The organism is Superficieibacter sp. BNK-5 (assembly GCF_047456055.1).
Taxonomy (GTDB): domain Bacteria; phylum Pseudomonadota; class Gammaproteobacteria; order Enterobacterales; family Enterobacteriaceae; genus Superficieibacter.
This window is the reverse complement of sequence record NZ_CP179893.1, coordinates 3,947,113-3,970,025: the sequence shown is the minus strand read 5'-3', so window position 1 is coordinate 3,970,025 and position 22,913 is coordinate 3,947,113. Positions and strand designations below refer to the sequence as shown.

Below are 22,913 nucleotides of genomic sequence, written 5' to 3'. Positions count from 1 at the left end.
ATTAAAAAATACGCTCCTGATGCACCCAGACGGCAGCCTCGACGCGGGATTTAAGCTTCATTTTCTTCAGCATGTGTTTGACATGAACCTTCACGGTACTCTCAGTAATATCCAGACGGCGGGCGATCATTTTATTCGGCAGGCCCTGAGCGATGAGCTTCAGGATATCGCGCTCGCGTGGGGTTAACTGGGTAACATCGCGGTCGGAGGTCGCCCGGTTCGCCCGCAGGCTGGCGGCCAGTACCGGGGTTAACGCCTCACTCAATACCATCTCTCCGGCAGCGGCCTGCTGAAGCGCTTTCAACAGATCCTCCGGTTCCATATCTTTCAACAGATAACCGTCCGCGCCGCGTTTCAGCGCCGTGACCACATCCTCTTCGTGATTTGACACGCTGAACACCACGATGCGCCCGGACAGCGTTTTCTCCCGCAGTTTGTCCAGCGTTTCAAGACCATTCATGCCGGGCATATTCAGATCGAGCAGAATAAGATCCGGATCCAGCGACTCCGCCAGCTCGATGCCCTGCTCGCCATTGCTGGCTTCGCCAACCACCTGAATATCCTGCGCCATGCTAATAAGCTGTTTGACGCCGGTACGTAGCATCGGATGATCGTCAATGAGCAGGATAGTGGCTCGCTCCTGATTGTTCATGGGTATCTCCTTGTTGTAATGAGAGTGATTTTTCGGGGATAAAATTGACCACGACCTCGGTACCGCCCGTATCGCGACGGCGCACCTGACAATCACCGCGCAGGCTTTGCGCCCGGTCGCGCATAATAATCAGACCATAGTGATTCGTCCGCTCGGCGCTGTCCGGCACGCCGCAGCCGTTGTCGGACACCACCAGTTTTACCTGATTGTCTTTCTGCGTTACGGCGACACTAACGTCACTCGCCCCGGCATGTTTCAGACAATTGCTCAGCGCCTCACGGGTGATTTGCAGCAGGTGGATCGCCTGATGGGAGGGCACGAAGCGTGGCGGCAACTGGTAATCCAGCTGAACCGGGAAACCAAAATGGGCGCTGTATTCGAGGCAGCTTGCTTCCAGCGCCGGGCGCAGGCCCGATTCAGTGAGTTGCAGACGGAAGGTGGTCAGCAATTCGCGTAATTGCGCCCACGAGGTATTCAGTTCATGACGGATTTGGCCCAGTAACTGACGACTGCTTTCCGGCAGGCTGTCGCCCTGCATTTGCAGGCAGCTAATCTGCATTTTCATACAGGAAAGAGACTGAGCAATAGAGTCGTGCAGTTCGCGGGCAATCGTCGCACGCTCTTCCATCACAATGAGCTGCTGCTGATGCTCCTGATGTCGATCCAGTGCCAGCGTGGCGGTGAGTTGCTCGACCAGCGTATCTACCAGTTGTTGCTGATCGTGGCTCAGATGGCAGCCTGCGGGGAGGGTTGCCAGCAGGATCCCGTACTGATTGTGGGCGTCGGTTAACCGCCATTTTAGCGTGGTGCCGCCGCCGGGAGTGGAGGGGATATCGCGCGGACAGAGATGGCAACCGATGTCATCGCAGCGGATGCTGGAGTTACAGGTAAATTCCTGATGGTTCTCTTCGTCTTCCCTGTCGTAAACGCGAACTTCAATCCCACGTAATAACGTCAGCCCCTGTAAACCGTTGAGGACCGGAGAGAGACGCTCGCACAGCGAAGCCTGTGAATGCAGACGGCGGTTGGCCTGCCATAAGAACGAGAGGATCTGGTTTTTTTGCTCCAGTCCGGCGGTTTTTTCCCGCACCCGCTGCTCAAGCACCGCATAGCTTTCGGCCAGCTCTGCCGACATATTATTGAGCGAGGTGCCTAACGTCGCCATTTCGTTACGTCCGCTGATAGCGACCCGCTGGGTAAAGTCGCGCTGACTGACGGCGCGAGCCATTTGCAGTAGCTGCCGCCACGGGCGTAACAGGCGCGCACGCAGCCAGATAATCGTAAACACCAGCAGCAGCGCCATAAACACCGCCATTGCCCGCTGTAGCCAGACCACTCGCTGAATACGCGTTTCGGTGGTGCGATCGAACGAGGTGACCAGATCGTCGATCCGCGCCACGTAGTTGACAATATCGCCGCGCACGGTTGCCGGATCGCGCGCGCGCTGAATATCGGGGGCCAGTTCGCTTTGCCAGTATTGCTGGATCGCGGTCAGTTGCTCAACCTGACCATCACGACGGGCCGCCTGCACCAATTCCTCACTAAACGCGGTGCGCTGCATGTTGGTAAGCAGGGAGCGATCTTCCGCACGCAGGGGAATTGCCGACAGCAGGCGATAACTTTGCATTCGCAGCGAGCCAGCTTTATTAATAGCATGTGCGCTCCCCTGAACTCCCTGGATCAGCCAGCCGGAAATCGCCATATTGGCAAGGCCAATGGCGGTAGAGAGCAGGACAATCAGCACCAGCTGATTAACCAGCGTCAGCGGGGTGAACAGGCGTTTAAACATGATGGTATGACTCCTGACCGGGATCGTTTTCCGGGCGTGCGGCTATTCTGAGACATCACCCGGAGTATACCCATACCCCTAAAGGATTACTCCTTTATTGCCGTCGGGGGAGGGGGCAGGAAGGATTATTCGCCAAAAACCATCAGCACCGTGAAAAACCACATCTTTTTTACCGGTTTACTCTACCTATTTAGAAGGATGATGATTTTTTCGCAAAGATAACCCCGGCTTTTCCTTTGATTTATATCAACTTACCGCCAGCGAGAAACCCTATCGTGGCTGCGGTGAATATAAATAATCAGAGGTGTCTATGAGTCACTCAAGCGTCCCAGTCCGGGAAACTGGCTCGGTTATTACCGACTGGCGTCCGGAGGAGCCGCAGTTCTGGCAGCAACGCGGTCACCGTATTGCAAGCCGCAATTTGTGGATTTCGGTCCCCTGTCTGTTACTGGCGTTTTGCGTATGGATGTTGTTTAGCGCGGTTGCGGTTAATCTTAACAAAGTAGGATTTCATTTCGAAACCGATCAGCTGTTTATGCTGACGGCATTACCGTCAGTATCTGGAGCATTGCTTCGCGTGCCATATTCCTTCATGGTACCGGTCTTTGGCGGTCGCCGCTGGACGGCGTTTAGCACCGGCATTCTGGTTATTCCTTGTCTGTGGCTGGGGTTTGCCGTTCAGGATACGTCTACGCCGTTCAGCACCTTTATTATTATTGCGCTGCTGTGCGGTTTTGCCGGGGCAAACTTTGCGTCCAGCATGGCGAATATCAGCTTCTTCTTTCCGAAGGAGAAACAGGGCGGGGCGCTGGGCATTAACGGCGGGTTTGGTAACCTCGGCGTGAGCGTTATGCAGTTAATCGCCCCGCTGGCCGTTTCGCTTTCCATGTTTGCGGTTTTTGGCGGCACTGGCGTCGATCAGCCGGATGGTTCGCGTATTTATCTGGAAAATGCGGCCTGGATTTGGGTTCCCTTCCTGATTGTATTTACCCTCGCGGCCTGGTTTGGCATGAATGAGCTGGCGACCTCAAAGGCGTCACTCAAAGCGCAGCTACCGGTACTGAAGCGTGCGCATTTATGGATCCTCGGTTTCCTGTATCTGGCAACGTTCGGCTCGTTTATCGGCTTTTCTGCCGGGTTTGTGATGCTCTCTAAAACTCAGTTCCCGGACGTGAATATCCTGCACTTCGCCTTCTTCGGACCGCTGGTCGGCGCGCTGGCGCGTTCGGCTGGCGGGGCAATGTCCGATCGTCTGGGCGGTATTCGCGTTACGCTGGTTAACTTTATTTTTATGGCATTGTTCAGCGGGCTGCTGTTCCTGACGCTGCCTTCTGCGGGGAGCGACGGTAACTTTATCGCCTTCTTTGCCGTGTTCCTGCTGCTGTTCTTAACCGCCGGGCTGGGAAGTGGTTCCAGCTTCCAGATGATTGCCTTTCTCTTCCGCAAAATGACAATGGTGCGGGTGAAAGCGGCGGGGGGGACAGAAGAACAGGCAATGCGTGAAGCGGCAACCGACACAGCAGCCGCGCTGGGCTTCATTTCGGCCATCGGTGCCATTGGCGGCTTCTTTATTCCAAAAGCCTTCGGGACGTCGCTGGCGCTAACCGGATCGCCGGCCGAAGCGATGAAAGTTTTCCTCGTGTTCTATATTGCCTGCGTTGGGATCACGTGGGTGGTATACGGACGTAAAAAATATAATAACAAGTAACGTTTGATTATCCTGCGCGGTGAAAGCCGCGCTTTTTTTTATTATTAATTAGTTACAACATACTATTTAATGGTTGCAATTTGATCGTCTCATGCATCGCAGAAAATCCTTTCTGGCAGGCGGCCTACCCCCTAATACCTGCGAAAGCGATTTATAGCCGTTTTGTTAAAGGCTTGCGGTTGAAATTCTTTTAAAATCAATAAATTGAAAAATAATTTTTTATACCGCTTTGGTGGTATTCGCTGATTTACGCTCATTCAGTAACCCTTCGCATCTTGATCGCCGTCAATTCCCCCACTGTTTCAGAAGGTTAATTTCGCGGCATATGCAGCAATGTCGATTTACCAGAGAGCCGTCAGGCTCCATACAGGAGAGACCAGATGAGTAAATTCCTGGACAGGTTTCGCTACTTCAAACAGAAGGGTGAGACTTTTGCCGATGGGCATGGACAGCTTCTTGAGACCAACCGCGACTGGGAGGAAGGCTACCGCCAGCGCTGGCAGCATGACAAAGTGGTGCGTTCTACCCACGGCGTCAACTGCACCGGCTCCTGTAGCTGGAAGATCTATGTGAAAAGCGGCCTGGTCACCTGGGAGACGCAGCAGACCGACTACCCGCGTACCCGTCCGGATATGCCGAACCATGAACCGCGCGGCTGTCCGCGTGGCGCAAGCTACTCCTGGTATCTCTACAGTGCCAACCGCCTGAAATATCCGCTGATGCGTAAACGCCTGATGAAAATGTGGCGCGAAGCGAAAGTCCAGCACAGTGATCCGGTTGATGCCTGGGCGTCGATTATTGAAGACAGCGATAAAGCCAAAAGCTTTAAGCAGGCGCGTGGTCGTGGTGGATTCGTGCGCTCCTCCTGGCAGGAAGTGAATGAGCTGATCGCGGCCTCTAACGTTTACACCGTGAAAACTTACGGCCCGGACCGCGTCGCGGGCTTCTCGCCGATCCCGGCGATGTCGATGGTCTCTTACGCCTCCGGCGCACGCTATCTTTCGCTGATTGGCGGCACCTGTCTGAGCTTCTACGACTGGTATTGCGACCTGCCTCCGGCCTCGCCAATGACCTGGGGCGAGCAGACCGACGTGCCGGAATCTGCCGACTGGTATAACTCCAGCTATATCATCGCCTGGGGCTCAAACGTCCCGCAAACCCGTACCCCGGACGCCCACTTCTTTACCGAAGTGCGCTATAAAGGCACCAAAACCGTGGCCGTCACGCCGGACTACGCAGAAATCGCCAAACTGTGCGATCTGTGGCTGGCACCGAAGCAGGGGACCGATGCGGCAATGGCGATGGCGATGGGCCACGTGATGCTGCGCGAATTCCATCTTGATAACCCAAGCCAGTATTTTACCGACTACGTGCGCCGCTATACCGACATGCCGATGCTGGTCATGCTGGAAGAGCGCGACGGCTACTATGCCGCGGGCCGCATGTTGCGCGCCGCCGATCTGGTGGATGCGCTGGGTCAGGAAAATAACCCTCAGTGGAAAACCGTGGCCGTCAACAGCACTGGCGAGATGATTGCGCCGAACGGCTCAATTGGCTTCCGCTGGGGCGAAAAAGGCAAATGGAACCTCGAACAACGCGACGGCACCTCTGGCGATGAGACTGAACTGAATCTCAGCCTGCTGGGTAGCCATGATGAAGTCGCTGAAGTGGGTTTCCCATACTTCGGCGGTGAAGGCACCGAGCACGTCAATAAAGTTGAACTGCAAAATATTCTGCTGCACAAACTGCCGGTGAAACGCCTGCAACTGGCGGATGGCAGTAGCTCGCTGGTCACCACCGTTTATGATTTGACGCTGGCTAACTACGGGCTGGAACGCGGCCTCGGCGATGATAACTGCGCCAGCAGCTATGACGAGATCAAAGCTTATACGCCAGCCTGGGCGGAAAAAATCACCGGCGTCCCGCGCGCCCATATTATTCGCACCGCCCGCGAGTTTGCCGATAACGCCGATAAAACGCACGGTCGCTCAATGATCATCGTTGGTGCCGGGATGAACCACTGGTATCACATGGACATGAACTACCGCGGTCTGATCAACATGCTGATTTTCTGCGGCTGTGTCGGTCAGAGCGGCGGCGGCTGGGCACACTACGTCGGTCAGGAAAAACTGCGTCCGCAAACCGGCTGGCAGCCGCTGGCGTTTGCCCTGGACTGGCAGCGTCCGCCGCGTCATATGAACAGCACCTCCTATTTCTATAACCACTCAAGCCAGTGGCGCTATGAGTCACTGACGGCAAAAGATCTGCTTTCGCCGCTGGCCGATCCGTCACGCTATACCGGCCATCTGATTGACTTCAACGTGCGCGCCGAGCGGATGGGCTGGCTGCCGTCTGCGCCGCAACTGGGCACCAACCCGCTGCGCATTGCCGCAGACGCGGAAAAAGCCGGGATGTCGCCGGTGGATTACACCGTCAAATCGCTGAAAGAGGGTTCTATCCGCTTTGCCGCCGAACAGCCGGAGAATGGTAAAAACCATCCGCGTAACCTGTTTATCTGGCGCTCCAACCTGCTGGGTTCCTCCGGTAAAGGCCATGAGTACATGCTCAAGTATCTGCTGGGGACTGAAAACGGCATCCAGGGCAAAGATCTTGGCAAGCAGGGCGGCGTGAAGCCGGAAGAGGTGGAATGGCATGATAACGGCCTCGACGGCAAACTGGATCTGGTTGTGACGCTGGACTTCCGTCTGTCGAGCACCTGCCTCTACTCCGACATCGTGCTGCCGACCGCGACCTGGTATGAAAAAGACGACATGAATACCTCGGATATGCATCCGTTTATTCATCCGCTGTCTGCCGCTGTTGACCCGGCGTGGGAATCGAAAAGCGACTGGGACATCTACAAAGGCATCGCGAAGAAATTCTCTGAAGTTTGCGTGGGGCATCTCGGTAAAGAGACCGACATCGTTACGTTGCCAATCCAGCACGACTCCGCCGCCGAACTGGCGCAGCCGCTGGACGTGAAAGACTGGAAAAAAGGCGAGTGCGACCTGATCCCCGGTAAAACCGCGCCGCATATTATGGTGGTCGAGCGTGATTATCCGGCGACTTACGAACGCTTTACCTCTATCGGTCCGCTGATGGACAAAATCGGTAACGGCGGGAAAGGGATCGCCTGGAACACCCAGAGCGAAATGGATCTGCTGCGCAAGCTCAACTACACCAAAGCGGAAGGCCCGGCGAAAGGCCAGCCGATGCTGAATACGGCGATTGATGCGGCAGAGATGATCCTCACCCTGGCACCGGAAACCAACGGCAAGGTGGCGGTTAAAGCCTGGGCCGCGCTGAGTGAATTCACCGGTCGCGACCATACGCACCTCGCGACCAATAAAGAAGAGGAAAAAATCCGCTTCCGCGATATTCAGGCCCAGCCGCGCAAGATTATTTCCAGCCCGACCTGGTCCGGTCTTGAAGATGAGCACGTCTCTTACAACGCCGGGTATACCAACGTTCATGAGCTGATCCCGTGGCGCACCCTGTCCGGTCGTCAACAGCTGTATCAGGATCACCAGTGGATGCGTGATTTCGGTGAAAGCCTGCTGGTGTACCGTCCCCCCATCGACACCCGTTCGGTGAAAGCGGTAATGGGCGAGAAATCCAACGGCAATCCGGAGAAAGCGCTGAACTTCCTGACGCCGCACCAGAAATGGGGCATTCACTCTACTTACAGCGACAACCTGCTGATGCTGACCTTGTCACGCGGCGGTCCGATTGTCTGGATGAGTGAAATCGACGCCAAAGAACTGGGGATCGAGGATAACGACTGGATCGAAGTGTTCAATAGCAACGGCGCGCTGACCGCACGTGCGGTAGTGAGCCAGCGTGTACCGTCCGGCATGACCATGATGTACCACGCGCAGGAACGTATCGTGAACCTGCCGGGGTCGGAAATCACCGGTCAACGCGGCGGCATCCATAACTCGGTCACCCGTATCAGCCCGAAACCGACCCATATGATCGGCGGCTACGCGCAGCTGGCTTACGGCTTCAACTACTACGGCACCGTAGGCTCCAACCGCGATGAGTTCGTGGTGGTACGCAAAATGAAAAACATTAACTGGCTGGATGGCGAAGGCAATGACCAGGTACAGGAGAGCGTAAAATGAAAATTCGTTCACAAGTCGGCATGGTGCTGAATCTTGATAAATGCATCGGCTGCCACACCTGTTCTGTGACCTGTAAGAACGTCTGGACCAGCCGCGAAGGAATGGAGTACGCGTGGTTTAACAACGTCGAAAGTAAACCCGGTACCGGTTATCCGAACCAGTGGGAAAACCAGGACAAATGGAAGGGCGGCTGGATCCGTAAAATCAACGGCAAACTGCAACCGCGTATGGGTAACCGTGCGCTGCTGCTGGGGAAAATCTTTGCTAACCCGCATCTGCCGGGCATTGATGATTACTACGAGCCGTTTGACTACGACTATCAGCACCTGCACAACGCGCCGGAAGGCAAACATCAGCCGATCGCCCGTCCGCGCTCGCTGATCACCGGCCAGCGGATGAACAAAATCACGACCGGCCCGAACTGGGAAGAGATCCTCGGCGGTGAGTTTGAGAAGCGCGCTAAAGATCAGAACTTCCACAACATGCAGAAGGCGATGTACGGCCAGTTCGAAAACACCTTCATGATGTACCTGCCGCGCCTGTGCGAGCACTGCCTTAACCCGGCGTGCGTCGCCACCTGCCCAAGCGGAGCCATCTATAAGCGTGAAGAAGACGGCATTGTGCTGATCGACCAGGACAAGTGCCGTGGCTGGCGGATGTGCATCACCGGCTGCCCGTACAAAAAAATCTACTTTAACTGGAAGAGCGGCAAATCCGAGAAGTGCATTTTCTGCTATCCGCGCATCGAAGCCGGTCAGCCGACCGTCTGTTCAGAAACCTGCGTGGGTCGCATTCGTTATCTCGGCGTGCTGCTGTATGACGCCGACGCCATTGAGCAGGCGGCGAGCACCGAGAATGAGAAAGATCTCTACGAGCGTCAGCTCAGCATTTTCCTCAATCCGAACGATCCGGCGGTGATTGCACAGGCGCTGAAAGACGGCGTGCCGCAGAGCGTGATTGACGCCGCGCAACAGTCGCCGGTGTACAAAATGGCGATGGACTGGAAGCTGGCGCTGCCGCTGCACCCGGAATACCGCACGCTGCCGATGGTCTGGTACGTGCCGCCTCTGTCACCGATTCAGTCCGCCGCCGATGCGGGTGAACTGGGCAGCAACGGTATTCTGCCGGACGTGGACAGCCTGCGTATCCCGGTCGAGTACCTGGCGAATATGCTGACCGCAGGCGACACCAAACCGGTGCTGCTGGCGCTGAAACGTATGCTGGCGATGCGTCACTACAAACGCGCAGAAACCGTGGACGGCAAGCTGGATACCCGCGCGCTGGAAGAGGTGGGTCTGAGCGAAGCCCAGGCGCAGGAGATGTACCGCTATCTGGCGATTGCCAACTATGAAGATCGCTTTGTGATCCCGAGCAGCCATCGTGAACTGGCGCGTGACGCTTTCCCGGAGAAAAGCGGCTGCGGCTTCACCTTTGGTGACGGCTGCCACGGTTCCGACAGCAAATTCAATCTGTTTAACAGCCGTCGCATTGATGCCATCGATGTGACCACCAGAACGGAGCCGCACCAATGATTGAACTCGTCATTGTTTCGCGCCTGCTCGAATACCCGGATGCTGCCCTGTGGCAGCATCAGCAGGAGTTGTTTGATGCGCTGGCCGCGTCGGAAAATCTCAGTAAAGAGGATGCGCAGAAACTGGGTATTTTTCTGCGCGACTTAACCGCGCAGGATTTGCTTGATGTGCAATCCGCCTACAGCGAGTTATTCGATCGCGGTCGTGCCACCTCGCTGCTGCTGTTCGAGCACGTTCACGGTGAATCCCGCGACCGTGGTCAGGCGATGGTCGATCTGCTGGCGCAGTACGAGCGTCACGGCCTGCATCTCGACAGCCGTGAACTGCCGGATCACCTGCCGCTGTATCTCGAATATCTGGCGCAGCTCCCGGTGAGCGAAGCGCTGGGAGGCTTGCAGGATATTGCGCCGATTCTGGCACTGTTAAGCGCTCGCCTCGGGCAGCGGGAAAGCCGCTACGCCGTGTTGTTCGATCTGCTGCTGAAGCTGGCGAATACCGCGATTGATAACGCGAAAGTGGCCGAGAAGATCGCCGATGAAGCCCGCGACGATACGCCGCAGGCGCTGGACGCCGTCTGGGAAGAGGAACAGGTGAAGTTCTTTGCCGACCAGGGCTGCGGTGAGTCGGAAATCTCCGCCCACCAGCGTCGTTTTGCCGGTGCCGTCGCTCCGCAATATCTGAATCTCTCCACTGGAGGACAGCAATAATGCAATTTTTGACCAGGTTCTTCTTTGATATTTACCCCTATATTGCGGGCACGGTATTTCTGGTGGGTAGCTGGCTGCGCTATGACTACGGTCAATACAGCTGGCGCGCTGGCTCCAGTCAGATGCTGGATCGCAAAGGCATGAACATGGCATCAAACCTGTTCCACTTTGGCATTCTCGGGATTTTTGCCGGGCACCTGCTGGGGATGCTGACCCCGCACTGGATGTATGAAGGCTTTTTACCCATCGACGTGAAGCAGAAAATGGCGATGATTGCCGGCGGTGCCTGCGGCGTAATGACCCTGGTTGGCGGCTTGCTGCTGCTGAAGCGCCGCCTGTTCAGCCCGCGCGTCCGGGCGACCACCACCGGGGCCGATATCCTGATCCTTACCCTGCTGATGGTGCAGTGCGCCCTCGGTCTGCTGACCATTCCGTTCTCCGCTCAGCATATGGACGGTAGCGAGATGATGAAACTGGTGGGCTGGGCACAATCGGTGGTGACGTTCCACGGTGGCGCATCTTCCCACCTCGAGGGCGTAGCGTTTATTTTCCGCGTGCACCTGGTACTGGGGATGACGCTGTTTCTGCTGTTTCCGTTCTCCCGACTGGTGCATATCTGGAGCGCGCCGGTGGAATATCTGACGCGTAAATACCAGATAGTCCGCGCCCGCCGCTAATTTGCGGCATAACATGGTAAAACCCAGGGACAAATATTCCTGGGTTTTTTTTGCGTTTTATTTCTATATCATGAGACGAATCGTGGAATTAAGAAGTGAACGCATAATGGAGTATCCGACCCGCCACGGCGTTACTGGTGCGCTAAAAATCGTCTCAACGGGCATCGCGCTGCCGCCGGAGCGCATCACCTCATCAATGCTCGATACCCGGCTCGGCAAGCCTGCGGGCTATGTTGAAAAACGCTCGGGTATTGCCTGGCGCTACCATGCCGCAGATGACGCCAGCCAGGCTGAACTGGCGGCGCAGGCGCTACATAACGCGCTTAACGCAGGGGCATTGTCTCCCTCTTCGGTTGATTTACTGATTTGCGCCTCGGCGATTGCCATTCAGGCGCTCCCGTGCAGTGCAACCCATATTCTGAAAGCCGCCAGAATGCCCGCGGGCATGGCGGGCTTTGATATCAACAGTAGCTGCGTCAGTTTTATTTCCGCGCTGGAAGTGGCTGGCGGATTGTTGAATACCGGCGCGTACCGGCGCATTGCGATTGTGTCTGCGGATATCGCCTCACGCGGGATCGACTGGGCGCATGAAGAGTCCTCGCTGATTTTTGGTGACGGTGCGGCGTGCGCTATTGTCGAACGTGGCGACGGCGCCAGCGGCATTATGGCGAGCCTGATCGAGATGTACCCGGACGGCAGCGAGTTGTGTGAAATTCGCGCTGGCGGTACGCGGCGTAATCCCAGAGCGGGTATGAACGAGAGTGATTTTCTGTTTCATATGCAGGGAAAACCGCTGTTCCGCTATGCCTCTTCATTAATTGACGACTACTTCGCCCGTCTGCTGGCGAAAAGCGGCGTGACGCTGACCGATATTGCGACGGTGATACCGCATCAGGCCAGCCATCTGTCTCTTGAACATATGCGCAAGCGGCTGCGGGTGCCGGAATCGGTGTTAATCGATATTTACCGTCATTATGGTAATCAGGTGGCGGCTTCCATTCCCACTGCGCTACACGAGGCGGTGGTGAGTGGGCGTTTGATTGCCGGTCAACCGGCGATGCTGATTGGCACGGCGGCGGGACTGACGCTGGCAGGCATGGTATTTCTGCCGTGAAGATCTTGCTGACGGGCGCCACCAGCGGGCTGGGACGTAATGCAGCAGAGCATCTGCTTATGGCAGGGCATGAAGTGGTGGCTATCGGGCGTAACATGGCGCAAGGCGAACAGCTTCAGCGGATGGGCGCGACGTTTGTGCCGCGCGATCTGACGACCACGGGCGTAGAGGAGTACCTCCGGCTGGTGGAAGGCTGCGATGCGGTATGGCACTGTGCGGCAAAATCCTCGCCCTGGGGCCGTCGGGCTGATTTCTGGCACACCAACGTGCTGGTCACGCAGCGTCTGGCGCAGGCGGCGGGCAGGGCAGAGGTTCCGCGCTTCATTCATATCTCCACCCCGGCCGTCTATTTTGATTTTCAGCATCACTATGATCTGACGGAAAACTATCTTGCCCGGCGCTTCAGTAGCCATTACGCCCACAGTAAACATGCCGCCGAGCAGGTTATCGCCGAGGCGGTGAGGCGTTTTGCGTCGACAACCTGGATCATGCTGCGCCCGCGCGGTTTATTTGGCCCGCACGACAACGTGATTGTCCCGCGCCTGCTGCAACAGCTTCGCCGGGATAACGACGTGCTGCGCTTGCCGCGTGGCGGCGAAGCGCTGCTGGATCTCACTTTCGTGCAGAACGTGGTGTACGCGATGGAACTGGCAACCCGCCGATCCCTGCGTTCCGGCAGCGTGTATAACGTCACTAATCACCAGCCGCAGCGTCTGAAGGTGATGCTCGCCGCCTTGCTGCGCGAGCAACTGGGGCTGCAATATCAGATCCGTAATGTGCCGTGGCCTGTGCTGTCGCTTGCGGCGCGCGGCATGGAAATGCTCGGCCACTGCCTTAACAAAGAGCCGCCGGTGACCCGTTACAGCGCGGGAACGGTCTGTTTTGATATGACGCTGAGTGCGCAAAAGGCGATTGAGGAACTGGGCTATCGGCCCCGGTTTTCAATGGCAGACGGCATCGCGTTGACCGGAAAATGGATGAGGGAACATGGCCACAATCACCGCCTTTGAAGTGGGATACTGTACTCATATTGGCTGCATGGCGCTGAAGGGGGCCGGGCTGCGCGTGTGTCGATTTCCTTCCCGGGCCTGGCTGCTGGAAGTGGGCGACAGACGCTGGCTGTGGGATACCGGCTATGCCTCCTGGTTTGAACAGTACACCCGCTCTGGCGTCTTCAGAATTTACCGCCAGGTTACGCCGGTGTATTTCGATCCCGAAGACTCGCTGGCCCGTCAACTGCTCGCGCAGGGGCTGGTCGGCGGCGATATCCAGGGCATCATTCTGTCGCACTTTCACGCCGATCATGTCGCCGGGCTGCGCGATTTCCCCGGCGTGAAGTGTATTTGCTCGGGCGAAGGCTGGGAGCAGGTCAGAACGCTGCGTGGATTCGCGGCGCTGCGCCAGGCATTTGTGCCGGGGCTGTTCCCGGCGGATTTTGAGTCGTCATTAACCTTTATTGAAGGTTTTGACGCGCTGCAACTTCCCGCCGCGCTGGCTCCGTTTACACACGGCTACGTACTGCCGGGGAGCGACGGGCAAGTTATTCTGGTTCCGCTTCCGGGCCACGCCGCCGGGCACATTGGCGCGTTCGTTCTGACGGACGATGGCTGGACACTGCTGGCAGCCGATGCCGCGTGGTCGCCAGCAAACTACCGCGAGTTACGTGGGCCCTCACGGCTGGCCAATCTGGTGATGTCGGATGCGACAGCGTATTACCAGACGCTTGAGCGGCTTAACCAGCTCTGGCAACAGGGCACGGTAGATATTCGCCTGTGCCACGAGGGCGATTTGTGATCCCATTCCACCTGCTCTGGCACTATTTCCGCACCCGTAAACTGCGTTTTACCGATCGCGCGCGGCTTGAGGCGTGGCAGAACAAAAAAATGCGCACGTTCCGCCGCCGGGTGCTGGTGAAAAGCCCGTGGTTCCGGCGCTATCTTGCGCTGCCCTTCGATGAATGGCCAACGATGAATAAAGCGTTAATGATGGCGCACTTCGATGACATGAACACCGCCGGACTACAGCGCGACGAGCTGATGGCGTGTGCCATGCGCAGCGAACAAAGCCGCGATTTTTCGCCTAAAGTCGGGAAATTCAGCGTCGGCTTGTCGTCCGGCACCTCCGGACGGCGCGGGTTGTTTGTGGTCAGTCCGCAAGAACAAACGCTGTGGGCGGGGGCCATTCTGGCAAAAGTCCTGCCCGATGGCTTACTGGCGGGCGAGCGCGTGGCGCTCTTTCTGCGTGCGGATAATAATCTGTATCGCAGCGTCAATAACCGCTGGCTCAGTCTGGCATTTTACGATCTGCTCGCTCCGTTTGCGCCGCAGCTGGCGCGGCTTGAGGCACAATCCCCCACGATTATCGTCGCCCCCGCTCAGGTGCTGCGCGCGCTGGCGCTGGAGGTGCTTGCCGGTACGCTGAGGCTTACGGTTAAAAAAGTGATTTCGGTGGCGGAAGTGCTGGAGGATCACGATCGCGCGCTGCTGCGCCAGGCATTTGGCGAGGTGGGCGAGATCTACCAGGCGACGGAAGGATTTCTGGCATCGACCTGTGTCTGCGGCACGCTGCATCTGAATGAGGAATTTATTCACGTCGAGCCTGAGTGGCTGGATGAACACCGCTTTGTTCCCATTATTACTGACTTTACCCGCCGCACGCAGCCTGTGGTTCGCTATCGGCTTGATGACGTGCTGGTGGCAAGCAAGGAGCCGTGTCCCTGCGGTAGCGCGACGCGGGCGATTGCCCGTATTGAAGGGCGCCAGGACGATGGTTTGCGGTTACCGGACGCCAGCGGGCAGGGGCAAGGGGTCTTTGCCGATCCCTGTAGCCGGGTGCTGGCGATAACGCTACCGCCTGGCGCAGACTACCGGCTGGTGCAGACGGCAGCGGATACGCTGTGTTTGACGGCGGACTGCGAACCCGTCGTGCTGGAAGCCTGCCAGTTGGCGTTAAATGCGTTTTTTGCCCTTCAGGGTATTAATGTGCAACGGCTGAAATGGCAGCTGGTTTCGCAGCGCCCGGAGGTGCAGTTCGGCACAAAGCGGCGGCGTATCATCCGCCAGTGGAGGGAGGCGTAATGGCAATCGTACAGCCACCGGCATCATCGTCGCTCCCCGACGCTCAGCGGCATGCTTGCCCGCTAGCAGGGAATGGCGGGCAGCGGGCCGTGAAGGTGTTGATCACCGGCGCGTCCGGCTTTATTGGTGGCGCTTTCCTGCGCCGGTTTGCCGCCGATCCACGGGTATCTTTGTACGGCACAGGCCGCCGGACGTTGCAGGATCTTCCCCCCGGGGCGAGCTATCAGGCCCTTCCGCTCGACCAGTTGCAGACGCTTGATTTTGATCCGGATGTGGTGATCCATGCGGCGGGCAGGACCTCGCCCTGGGGCAGCGCGGCACAATATTATCGCGATAACATTGAGACCACGCGTCAGGTAATTGCATTTTGTCATGCCCGTCAGTTACCCCGGCTGATTTTTATCTCTACGGCGGCGGTATATTATCGGTTCGCCCATCAATATCATCTGGCTGAACACGAGGTCGTCGGGCACGCTTTTACCAGCGAGTACGGGCGAAGCAAGTACCTGGCCGAGCAACTGGTTAACGATTACGCCGGTGAGAAGACTATTTTTCGCCCCTGTGCGGTATTTGGTGCCGGTGATGCATTGTTGCTACCACCGTTACTGGAGGCCGCGCGTAAAAAAAGGCTGGTCAATCTGCGCAGCGAACACCCGGCGCAGGCTGAGATAATGCACGTGACTACCTTGTGCGATTACCTGATGCTGGCGGCCATGTCATCGCACCTGAAACCCTGCTATAACATTTCTGCTGCACATCCGCTGGCCACGCAGGCGTTGCTGCAAACGGTGTTAAACCATCTTGATTTACCCGTGCCGACGCGCACGCTGTCGGTGGCGACAGCGCTGCGTATTGCCGGTGTGCTTGAGTGGCTCTGGCGCAGGTTGCCGCCCGGCAGCGAGCCGCCGATTACCCGCTTTGGCGTGGGCGTTTTTGGCTACTCCGCAACCCTTGACGTCAGTCTGATGCTGGAGGACTTCGGTGCGCCACGAGTACCGTTTTCCGTCAGTCTGAACCGTTTTTTACAGGACTATAAGGCGCGACAGCGATGATAGCGATAGCGTTACTCTGGCTGGTCATACTCCTGTTTAAGTCAGGGTTTGCGCTTAAGATGTTGCGCCTTCCCCGGCGTGATTCCGCGATAAACAGCGGGAACGTCACCGTGATGCAACCCATCCTCGGTGGCGATCCGGCGCTGGCGTCGGTGCTGCAATCAAACCTGCTCCATTTACCTGATGCGCATTTTCTGTGGCTGGTGGATGACGATGATAATGAAGGATGGCGCATCACACAGGATTTGCAGCAGCGTTATCCGCGCTGCGCTATCACGCTGCTTCGTTACCCGCCTGCGCCGCAAGGGCAGAATCCCAAGCTATTCAAACTTGAGCAGGCGAGGGCGCAGGTGAAAACAGACTGGGTGATGGTGCTGGACGATGACGCGACGCTGAGTGCTGCCTCGTTGCAGAGAATGTTAAGTGAGCTGGACGCCGCGTCGCTGGTGACCGCGCTGCCGTATTATTGTGCCACGCAAACATTGCCGTCACGCCTGCTGGCGCAGTTCGTTAACGATAACGCGGCGCTGACCTACCTCCCTCTGTTGCCTTTCACTCGTCCGTTAACCCTGAACGGGATGTGCTATGTCCTGCATCGTGCCGTGCTGGAACGGGTCGGAGGATTTACATCGATTATGCATCATCTGACGGACGATTTAGCGCTGGCAACCCTGCTGGCGCGTGAAAAGGTCAATATCGTTCAGTCCACGGCGTCCGTACAGGTACAAACCAGCGTGCCGGATTTCAGGCACTATGGCCGCCAGATGCATCGCTGGTTTCTGTTCGCCACGCTGCTGATGCGGGAGAAGTCTGCGTCGGTCAATCTGGCAATCTTCCTGCTTCAGGGACTTCACCCGCTGTTACTCTGGTCGATGCTTATTCTGACCCTGAACGGCGGTGCGGCTGACGCGGCTATCATGCTGGGTGTTCTGGTTATTCGTCACCTTGCGCTGCGCCGGTTACAACGAGAGGTTTCAACGCATATTCTATCGCACCCGCTGCTTTCGCTGTTATCCGAGTTGCTCCAGCCGCTGCATTTGCTTCATGCGCTTGTTAACCGCACCATTCACTGGCGCTCTCGGCGCTACCGTATTTTCAGCAACGATCGATTCATTTCACGATGAGCTTACAAATTGCCTTTATTACCGGCAGAAGCCAGCCGGGGAACACGTCGTTAAGCCCGGATCAGCGCGCTTTTATGGCCGCGCTGGGACGGGAAGGTGAGGGTATACCGGTAAATTTCCCGTGGGTAGCGCAACGCGAAGCCTGGCAAGCCACGCCGCTGCTACGTGCGAGTATGAACAATGCGCGGGATTACCTTGGCTCGCGCCGTCCGGCATTTGTCCGCACTTATCAGGCGGGGACGCTGGCATTGCTGGCGTCTGCGGATCATACGCTACTGCTTTGCGGAAGTTGTGGGCTTGAATTGTTTAATAACCTTCAGCTTCCCGGCTCAGTCATGTCACGGGTGAGTATTTTTGCTTTCGGGCCGGTAGCCCGGCGTCGCCCGGATTGCAGGCACATGCTGGTTCAGGGACGTCAGGACTGGATTTCCCGGTTATGGTTTCGCGATGTGGATGAGTCTATTGCCTGCGGGCATATGAATTACCTTTCTCAACCCGCACTGATTGACGGGTGCACACGTTTCATCAGGACCCTTTAATGCAACGCTTACTTGATTTGATCCCCGCCGGGATCACCCGCATTGACCTGCTGGCTCCGCCATTTGCCGGGCATCTGCATCCGGTTCTCGCTATGGGGAGAGCGTTGTCGGCGCATTATCAGGTCCGAATTATCAGCACGTCAGGGGCGCAGAAGCGGATCGAGGCGGCCGGACTTTCGGCGCTGATCCTGCCCGGTGAATATGATGGGCCGTTGCTGGCGGTGGCGAATCCAAACTATGCAATTAAATCCAGCCCGATAAAGCTGTACCGTCAGTTCCGCGCGGTTGTCGGGCTGCTGAAGAATTTTGCTGATGAACTGGCGCAGTTGTGGCGTCAGCACGGTATTCCCGAGCTGGCTATAGCTGATTTTACGCTACCGATAGTAGGAGAGGTTTGCCGTCAGTTTGCGCTGCCCTGGTGGACCAGTATGCCGTCCCCTTGTGTACTGGAAAGCCCGGACGGTCCTCCTGCGTACTGCGGTGGTTTAATGCCGGCTAAAAACGCGAGAGAGCGTGCCTGGCACGTTGTGCACCGTAAAAAAGTCAGCGTCTTTAAGCTCGCTGTCTTCTGGCTTTTTCGCGATGTGATCCGCCAGACCGGCATTACGCGTCTGTACCGTCCCGACGGTAGTGAGAGCGCCTATTCCCCGACGCGGATCCTCGCGCTCAGCGAACCAGAGTTTGAATTCCCGCAACGTTGGCCAGATGCATTGCGGTTTATTGGCCCGGCGCTTTACACGCCGTCGCTCGGCTATCAGAAACCTGCCTTTAAAGAAGGCAAAAGGCATGTGCTGGTCACACTGGGAACCCATCTGGACTGGCACAAAGATGCCGTCGCTAACGCAATTGCTGTACTGGCGGGTACGATGCCGGAGTGGGAGTTTCATTTTACCGACGGCAACGGACAGGGTGTACAGCGCCATCAGCAAGGCAATTTTTCTCGGGTGCCATGGGTAGATTATGACCTCTGGTTGTCGTGCTATGATGCGGTGATCCACCACGGCGGGGCGGGGATTATGTGGCATTGTCTGAAGCGCAACATTCCGGCGCTGGTGTATCCGGTCGATTATGACCAGTTCGACCATGCTGCGCGGCTGGAATACAGCGGGAAAGGGGTCTGGCTGCGTGGCGGGCTTGCCAGCCTTGAGCAGGCAGGGGATGTGCTGCGTAAGCTGGTAGGGTAAACCGTCCGGGCAAACAGGTAAGGCAAGGATTATTGTTAAGTTTAGTGTTTTCTGGAAAGGATGGTGGTGGGGGAAGGATTCGAACCTTCGAAGTCTGTGACGGCAGATTTACAGTCTGCTCCCTTTGGCCGCTCGGGAACCCCACCAGGGGTAATGCTCAGTGATTTGAAAATGGTGGTGGGGGAAGGATTCGAACCTTCGAAGTCGATGACGGCAGATTTACAGTCTGCTCCCTTTGGCCGCTCGGGAACCCCACCACGGGGTAATGCATATTACTCTGGCCTGCTTCCAGTTTGGGAAGCGGGGCGCATCATATCAAATGACGCGCCGCTGTAAAGCATTCCTTTGCTCAACATGAATCGTTTGCGTACTTTTCATCCGTAACGCAGCAATGCTAATCAATTCATTTCATTACCGATTAAAGAATAATCGTCCGGTTACCGTAGACAAATACCCGCTGGGCCAGAACCTGATAAAGCGCGCGGCTTAACACATTTTTCTCCACGTCGCGCCCGGCACGCATCATATCTTCAGCCGTGTAGGTGTGATCCACATGAATGACATCCTGCATGATGATGGGGCCTTCATCCAGATTGTCATTCACGTAATGCGCGGTGGCACCGATGATCTTCACGCCACGCTCGTATGCCTGATGATAAGGGCGAGCGCCAATAAAAGCGGGCAGGAAGGAGTGATGAATATTGATAATTTTGTTCGGGAAGCGAGAGACAAACTCAGGCGTCAGGACGCGCATGTATTTTGCCAGGACGACATAATCAGGCTGGTGCGCTTCAATCGCATCGGCCATCAGTTGATCGTGTTCTTCACGGGTATGGCCTTCATGGCTCACCAGCTCAAACGGGATCTCAAAACGTTCTACCAGCGTGCGTAGCGTCTCATGATTACCGATGACGGCGGCAATATCGACGTCCAGGCCACCATAGTTGGCTTTCATCAGCAGATCGCCCAGGCAATGCGCCTCTTTAGTGACCAGAATAACAATGCGGCGACGACCGGCCGGATTTAATTCACGTATCGATCCTTCCGGTAAGGCACTGTCGAGGTCGGCAAGCAGAGTGGTGTCGTTGAAGATCCCTTCGAGTTCGGTGCGCATAAAAAAGCGCCCGGTACGGTGATCGACAAATTCGTTGTTCTGCACAATGTTAAGTTCGTGCTTATAGCAAATATTGGTGATCCGCGCGATTAATCCTTTCTGATCGGGGCAGATAGTGCGCAGTACTTTACGTTGTAGTGAATGCATTGCAGGGAAAATCCTGTTGAAGGTGTTGGCGTTTGTTGTGCGGGGCCTGGCTATTGTCCACAGCACTTTTTAAATTTTTTACCTGACCCGCAAGGGCAGGGGTCGTTTCGACCAAACTGCGGACGGGTCCCGTCGATATAATACCACTTTCCGTCTTCCTTTAAGAATCGCGAACGTTCAATGATGACGCCGGGCTTGCCGTTCTCGCTGTATTTTGCCACGAAGCTGACAAAGCCTTCGTCCGCGGAGGCGCTCTCTTCCGTGGAAAATACCGTTAGTCCCTGCCATTGGGTATGGGCAAATCCGCTTTCGATCTCCTGGCGAAACGCGCTTGCCTGGCAGGAAGGGTGCCAGGTATTAATCAGGTAATCGGCATTTTTCATCACAAATGCGCTGTAACGAGAGCGCATAAGATGTGATGGATCTGGCGCATCCTGCTCGCCGGACACAAATTGTTGGCAACATAGGCTATACTCGACAGCGCTGCCACAGGGACAGAGTTTTAACAAAATTGTCACCTTGGAAAAATGATAACGGCGTCAGTACGCCAGGTAGCATTATGTTAACTGAGCGATGCCAATGTTGCACGCGAGAAGCTGGGGAGATATCTGCCGGTCACAATGAAAATGATGACGATGGGGATAACGCGTAATTGTGGTGTTATCCGGAGCCGTTCACCGTCCAAGACGGGGGGAGTTCCGCCAAAATCAGGTAATCAAATTTATATTGGCGCAAATTTTTTAGTTTGTTGGCTGATAGAAACCAGTGTTGGCAGTCATTTTATTTCCGTGTTTTTTACAAGGCTATTTTCTCCGGGCGCAATGGCTTTCTCAACCCACCTTTTTTTCCTGTCTGGCTATTTTGATTCGCAGCAGGATGACGATAATAAGCGCTTTCTGTCGCTACGCCGCGCCAGCCGTGGCAAACTGAGCGTCAGCGCAAGCCGATGGCAAAAAGTTACAGGCAAATGTCAGCTAAAGGTTGATATTTTGTTACAACTTTTCCATCATAATATTTGTTCCGGTGAATCGCTTATGCATGTGCCTTTTCGTGCAGTCATGATGTTGTCCGCTGGAGAAAAAATTCTAAATAACAAATCTGTGGTTGTTTGCAATGTTTAAGCGTGCTGTGTTTTTAAGAATACTTCAGCAAATTCTGACAAGCGATAGCGCAGATAGCATGCCAGTATTACGTTATCGCAAGTCAGAGGAGATACCATGACACAGCCACTGGCGGGAAAACATATTCTCATCGTTGAAGACGAACCCGTTTTCCGTACTTTGCTGGACAGTTGGTTATTGTCACTGGGGGCGAGCACTCTGCTTGCCGAGGATGGTATGGACGCCATTGAGAAAATGGCCAACCAGCAGATCGATCTGATGATCTGCGATATCGCGATGCCGCGGATGAACGGGCTTAAGCTGATTGAGCATCTGCGTAATGCGGGCGATCCGTTGCCTATCCTCGTAATCTCAGCAACCGAGAACATGTCTGATATCGCCCGCGCGCTGCGTATCGGGGTCCAGGATGTCCTGTTAAAGCCGGTCAAAGATTTCAAACGCCTGCGCGAAACGGTTTTTGCCTGCCTCTATCCTGATATGTTTAATTCCCGGGTTGAAGAAGAGGAACGTCTGTTTGAAGACTGGGACGCCCTTGTGAGCGATCCCGCAGCTGCCGCGAAACTACTTCAGGAGCTGCAACCGCCGGTTCAGCAGGTGCTTTCGCATTGCCGCATAAATTATCGCCAGCTGGTCGCTGCCGAGCAACCGGGACTGGTGCTGGATATCGCTCCACTTTCGGATGATGACCTTGCGTTCTACTGCCTTGATGTCACGCGAGCAGGGGACAACGGCGTGCTGGCGGCCCTGTTATTACGGGCGTTATTTAACGGGCTTCTTCAGGAGCAGCTGTCACAACAACGTCAGCGTTTGCCAGAAATGGGCAGTTTGCTGAAGCAGGTGAATAATTTGTTGCGTCAGGCCAATTTGCCCGGTCAGTTTCCGCTATTTATTGGTTATTACCACAGCGGATTAAAAAACTTAATTCTCGTCTCTGCCGGTCTTAATGGAACATTAAATACCGGCGATCATCAGGTGCAGATCAGTACCGGCGTTCCGCTCGGGACGCTGGGTAATACGTATTTCAATCAAATCAGCCAGCGCAGCGAAGCATGGCAGTGTCAGATTTGGGGCGCTGGCGGTCGTTTGCGTTTAATGCTGTCTGCAGAATGAACAAATGAAATTTACCCTTGCGATAGGTTTACCTGCCAATCTATCGCGGTGGTACTATGCTTATGTTAATGCGTAAAAATCCTAATTCGAGCTTACCGCGTCTGTTTCAGACCAGGATTGCCTTCCGGTGCTGATATACTCA

At 55.9% G+C, this 22,913-nt stretch carries 19 protein-coding genes and 2 tRNA genes; 15 read left to right on the top strand and 6 right to left on the bottom strand.

The window, feature by feature from the left end; all coding sequences use genetic code 11:
- Nucleotide 1 precedes the first annotated feature (1 nt).
- Together narL and narX are read right to left on the bottom strand one after the other, a co-directional pair.
- Nucleotides 2-652: a two-component system response regulator NarL gene (gene narL / locus ACMGGS_RS19060; RefSeq protein ID WP_194206737.1), complete on the bottom strand. Its 651-nt coding sequence runs from the start codon at nt 650-652 to the stop codon at nt 2-4.
- Nucleotides 615-2,441 carry a nitrate/nitrite two-component system sensor histidine kinase NarX gene (gene narX / locus ACMGGS_RS19055; protein WP_414163931.1) on the bottom strand — a complete coding sequence of 609 codons (1,827 nt, stop codon included), beginning with the start codon at nt 2,439-2,441 and terminating at the stop codon, nt 615-617. The genes narL and narX overlap by 38 nt, the downstream gene beginning before the upstream one ends.
- A 310-nt stretch (nt 2,442-2,751) precedes the next feature.
- On the opposite strand from narX, the gene ACMGGS_RS19050 reads away from it, so the two are divergent.
- From ACMGGS_RS19050 to ACMGGS_RS18990, 13 genes are all read left to right on the top strand, one after another.
- The gene (locus tag ACMGGS_RS19050) at nt 2,752-4,149 is read left to right on the top strand and encodes a NarK family nitrate/nitrite MFS transporter (RefSeq protein ID WP_414163930.1); all 1,398 of its coding nucleotides are present in this window, start codon (nt 2,752-2,754) and stop codon (nt 4,147-4,149) included.
- Between the two features lie 380 nt (nt 4,150-4,529).
- On the top strand, nt 4,530-8,273 hold the full coding sequence (locus ACMGGS_RS19045; protein WP_414163929.1) for a nitrate reductase subunit alpha: 3,744 nt from the start codon (nt 4,530-4,532) through the stop codon (nt 8,271-8,273).
- Entirely contained in the window at nt 8,270-9,805 is a 1,536-nt protein-coding gene (gene narH / locus ACMGGS_RS19040; RefSeq protein ID WP_176917888.1) for a nitrate reductase subunit beta, read from the top strand. Before ACMGGS_RS19045 ends, narH begins: the two co-directional genes overlap by 4 nt.
- Nucleotides 9,802-10,512, top strand: coding sequence for a nitrate reductase molybdenum cofactor assembly chaperone (gene narJ / locus ACMGGS_RS19035; protein ID WP_414163928.1), 711 nt, complete (start codon nt 9,802-9,804; stop codon nt 10,510-10,512). Before narH ends, narJ begins: the two co-directional genes overlap by 4 nt.
- On the top strand, nt 10,512-11,189 hold the full coding sequence (gene narI / locus ACMGGS_RS19030) for a respiratory nitrate reductase subunit gamma (RefSeq protein ID WP_414163927.1): 678 nt from the start codon (nt 10,512-10,514) through the stop codon (nt 11,187-11,189). The genes narJ and narI overlap by 1 nt, the downstream gene beginning before the upstream one ends.
- A 106-nt stretch (nt 11,190-11,295) precedes the next feature.
- On the top strand, nt 11,296-12,303 hold the full coding sequence (locus ACMGGS_RS19025; RefSeq protein ID WP_414163926.1) for a 3-oxoacyl-[acyl-carrier-protein] synthase III C-terminal domain-containing protein: 1,008 nt from the start codon (nt 11,296-11,298) through the stop codon (nt 12,301-12,303).
- Complete coding sequence (locus tag ACMGGS_RS19020) at nt 12,300-13,313, top strand: NAD-dependent epimerase/dehydratase family protein (protein WP_414163925.1); 1,014 nt, start codon at nt 12,300-12,302, stop codon at nt 13,311-13,313. The genes ACMGGS_RS19025 and ACMGGS_RS19020 overlap by 4 nt, the downstream gene beginning before the upstream one ends.
- Nucleotides 13,291-14,097, top strand: a complete 807-nt coding sequence (locus tag ACMGGS_RS19015) for an MBL fold metallo-hydrolase (protein WP_414163924.1) — start codon at nt 13,291-13,293, stop codon at nt 14,095-14,097. The genes ACMGGS_RS19020 and ACMGGS_RS19015 overlap by 23 nt, the downstream gene beginning before the upstream one ends.
- Nucleotides 14,094-15,380 (top strand): F390 synthetase-related protein, encoded by a 1,287-nt coding sequence (locus ACMGGS_RS19010; RefSeq protein ID WP_414163923.1) that lies wholly within the window; start codon nt 14,094-14,096, stop codon nt 15,378-15,380. Before ACMGGS_RS19015 ends, ACMGGS_RS19010 begins: the two co-directional genes overlap by 4 nt.
- Nucleotides 15,381-15,469: 89 nt before the next feature.
- A complete protein-coding gene (locus ACMGGS_RS19005; RefSeq protein WP_414166315.1) occupies nt 15,470-16,432 on the top strand; it encodes an NAD-dependent epimerase/dehydratase family protein in 963 nt (320 codons plus the stop codon).
- The gene (locus tag ACMGGS_RS19000; RefSeq protein ID WP_414163922.1) at nt 16,429-17,556 is read left to right on the top strand and encodes a glycosyltransferase; all 1,128 of its coding nucleotides are present in this window, start codon (nt 16,429-16,431) and stop codon (nt 17,554-17,556) included. The genes ACMGGS_RS19005 and ACMGGS_RS19000 overlap by 4 nt, the downstream gene beginning before the upstream one ends.
- The gene (locus tag ACMGGS_RS18995) at nt 17,553-18,095 is read left to right on the top strand and encodes a hypothetical protein (RefSeq protein ID WP_414163921.1); all 543 of its coding nucleotides are present in this window, start codon (nt 17,553-17,555) and stop codon (nt 18,093-18,095) included. Before ACMGGS_RS19000 ends, ACMGGS_RS18995 begins: the two co-directional genes overlap by 4 nt.
- On the top strand, nt 18,095-19,279 hold the full coding sequence (locus tag ACMGGS_RS18990) for a glycosyltransferase (protein WP_414163920.1): 1,185 nt from the start codon (nt 18,095-18,097) through the stop codon (nt 19,277-19,279). Before ACMGGS_RS18995 ends, ACMGGS_RS18990 begins: the two co-directional genes overlap by 1 nt.
- A 61-nt stretch (nt 19,280-19,340) precedes the next feature.
- Here ACMGGS_RS18990 and ACMGGS_RS18985 read toward each other — a convergent pair.
- From ACMGGS_RS18985 to ACMGGS_RS18970, 4 genes are all read right to left on the bottom strand, one after another.
- Nucleotides 19,341-19,425, bottom strand: a tRNA-Tyr gene (locus tag ACMGGS_RS18985).
- Between the two features lie 26 nt (nt 19,426-19,451).
- A tRNA-Tyr gene (locus ACMGGS_RS18980) sits at nt 19,452-19,536 on the bottom strand.
- 161 nt (nt 19,537-19,697) lie between these two features.
- Nucleotides 19,698-20,540, bottom strand: coding sequence for a formyltetrahydrofolate deformylase (purU, locus tag ACMGGS_RS18975; protein ID WP_414163919.1), 843 nt, complete (start codon nt 20,538-20,540; stop codon nt 19,698-19,700).
- Nucleotides 20,541-20,590: 50 nt separating this feature from the next.
- Nucleotides 20,591-21,049: a YchJ family protein gene (locus tag ACMGGS_RS18970; RefSeq protein WP_414163918.1), complete on the bottom strand. Its 459-nt coding sequence runs from the start codon at nt 21,047-21,049 to the stop codon at nt 20,591-20,593.
- A 111-nt stretch (nt 21,050-21,160) separates the two neighbouring features.
- On the opposite strand from ACMGGS_RS18970, the gene ACMGGS_RS18965 reads away from it, so the two are divergent.
- Both ACMGGS_RS18965 and rssB read left to right on the top strand, forming a co-directional pair.
- Nucleotides 21,161-21,661, top strand: coding sequence for a hypothetical protein (locus ACMGGS_RS18965; RefSeq protein WP_414163917.1), 501 nt, complete (start codon nt 21,161-21,163; stop codon nt 21,659-21,661).
- Nucleotides 21,662-21,757: 96 nt separating this feature from the next.
- On the top strand, nt 21,758-22,771 hold the full coding sequence (gene rssB / locus ACMGGS_RS18960; protein ID WP_414163916.1) for a two-component system response regulator RssB: 1,014 nt from the start codon (nt 21,758-21,760) through the stop codon (nt 22,769-22,771).
- Nucleotides 22,772-22,913 lie beyond the last annotated feature (142 nt).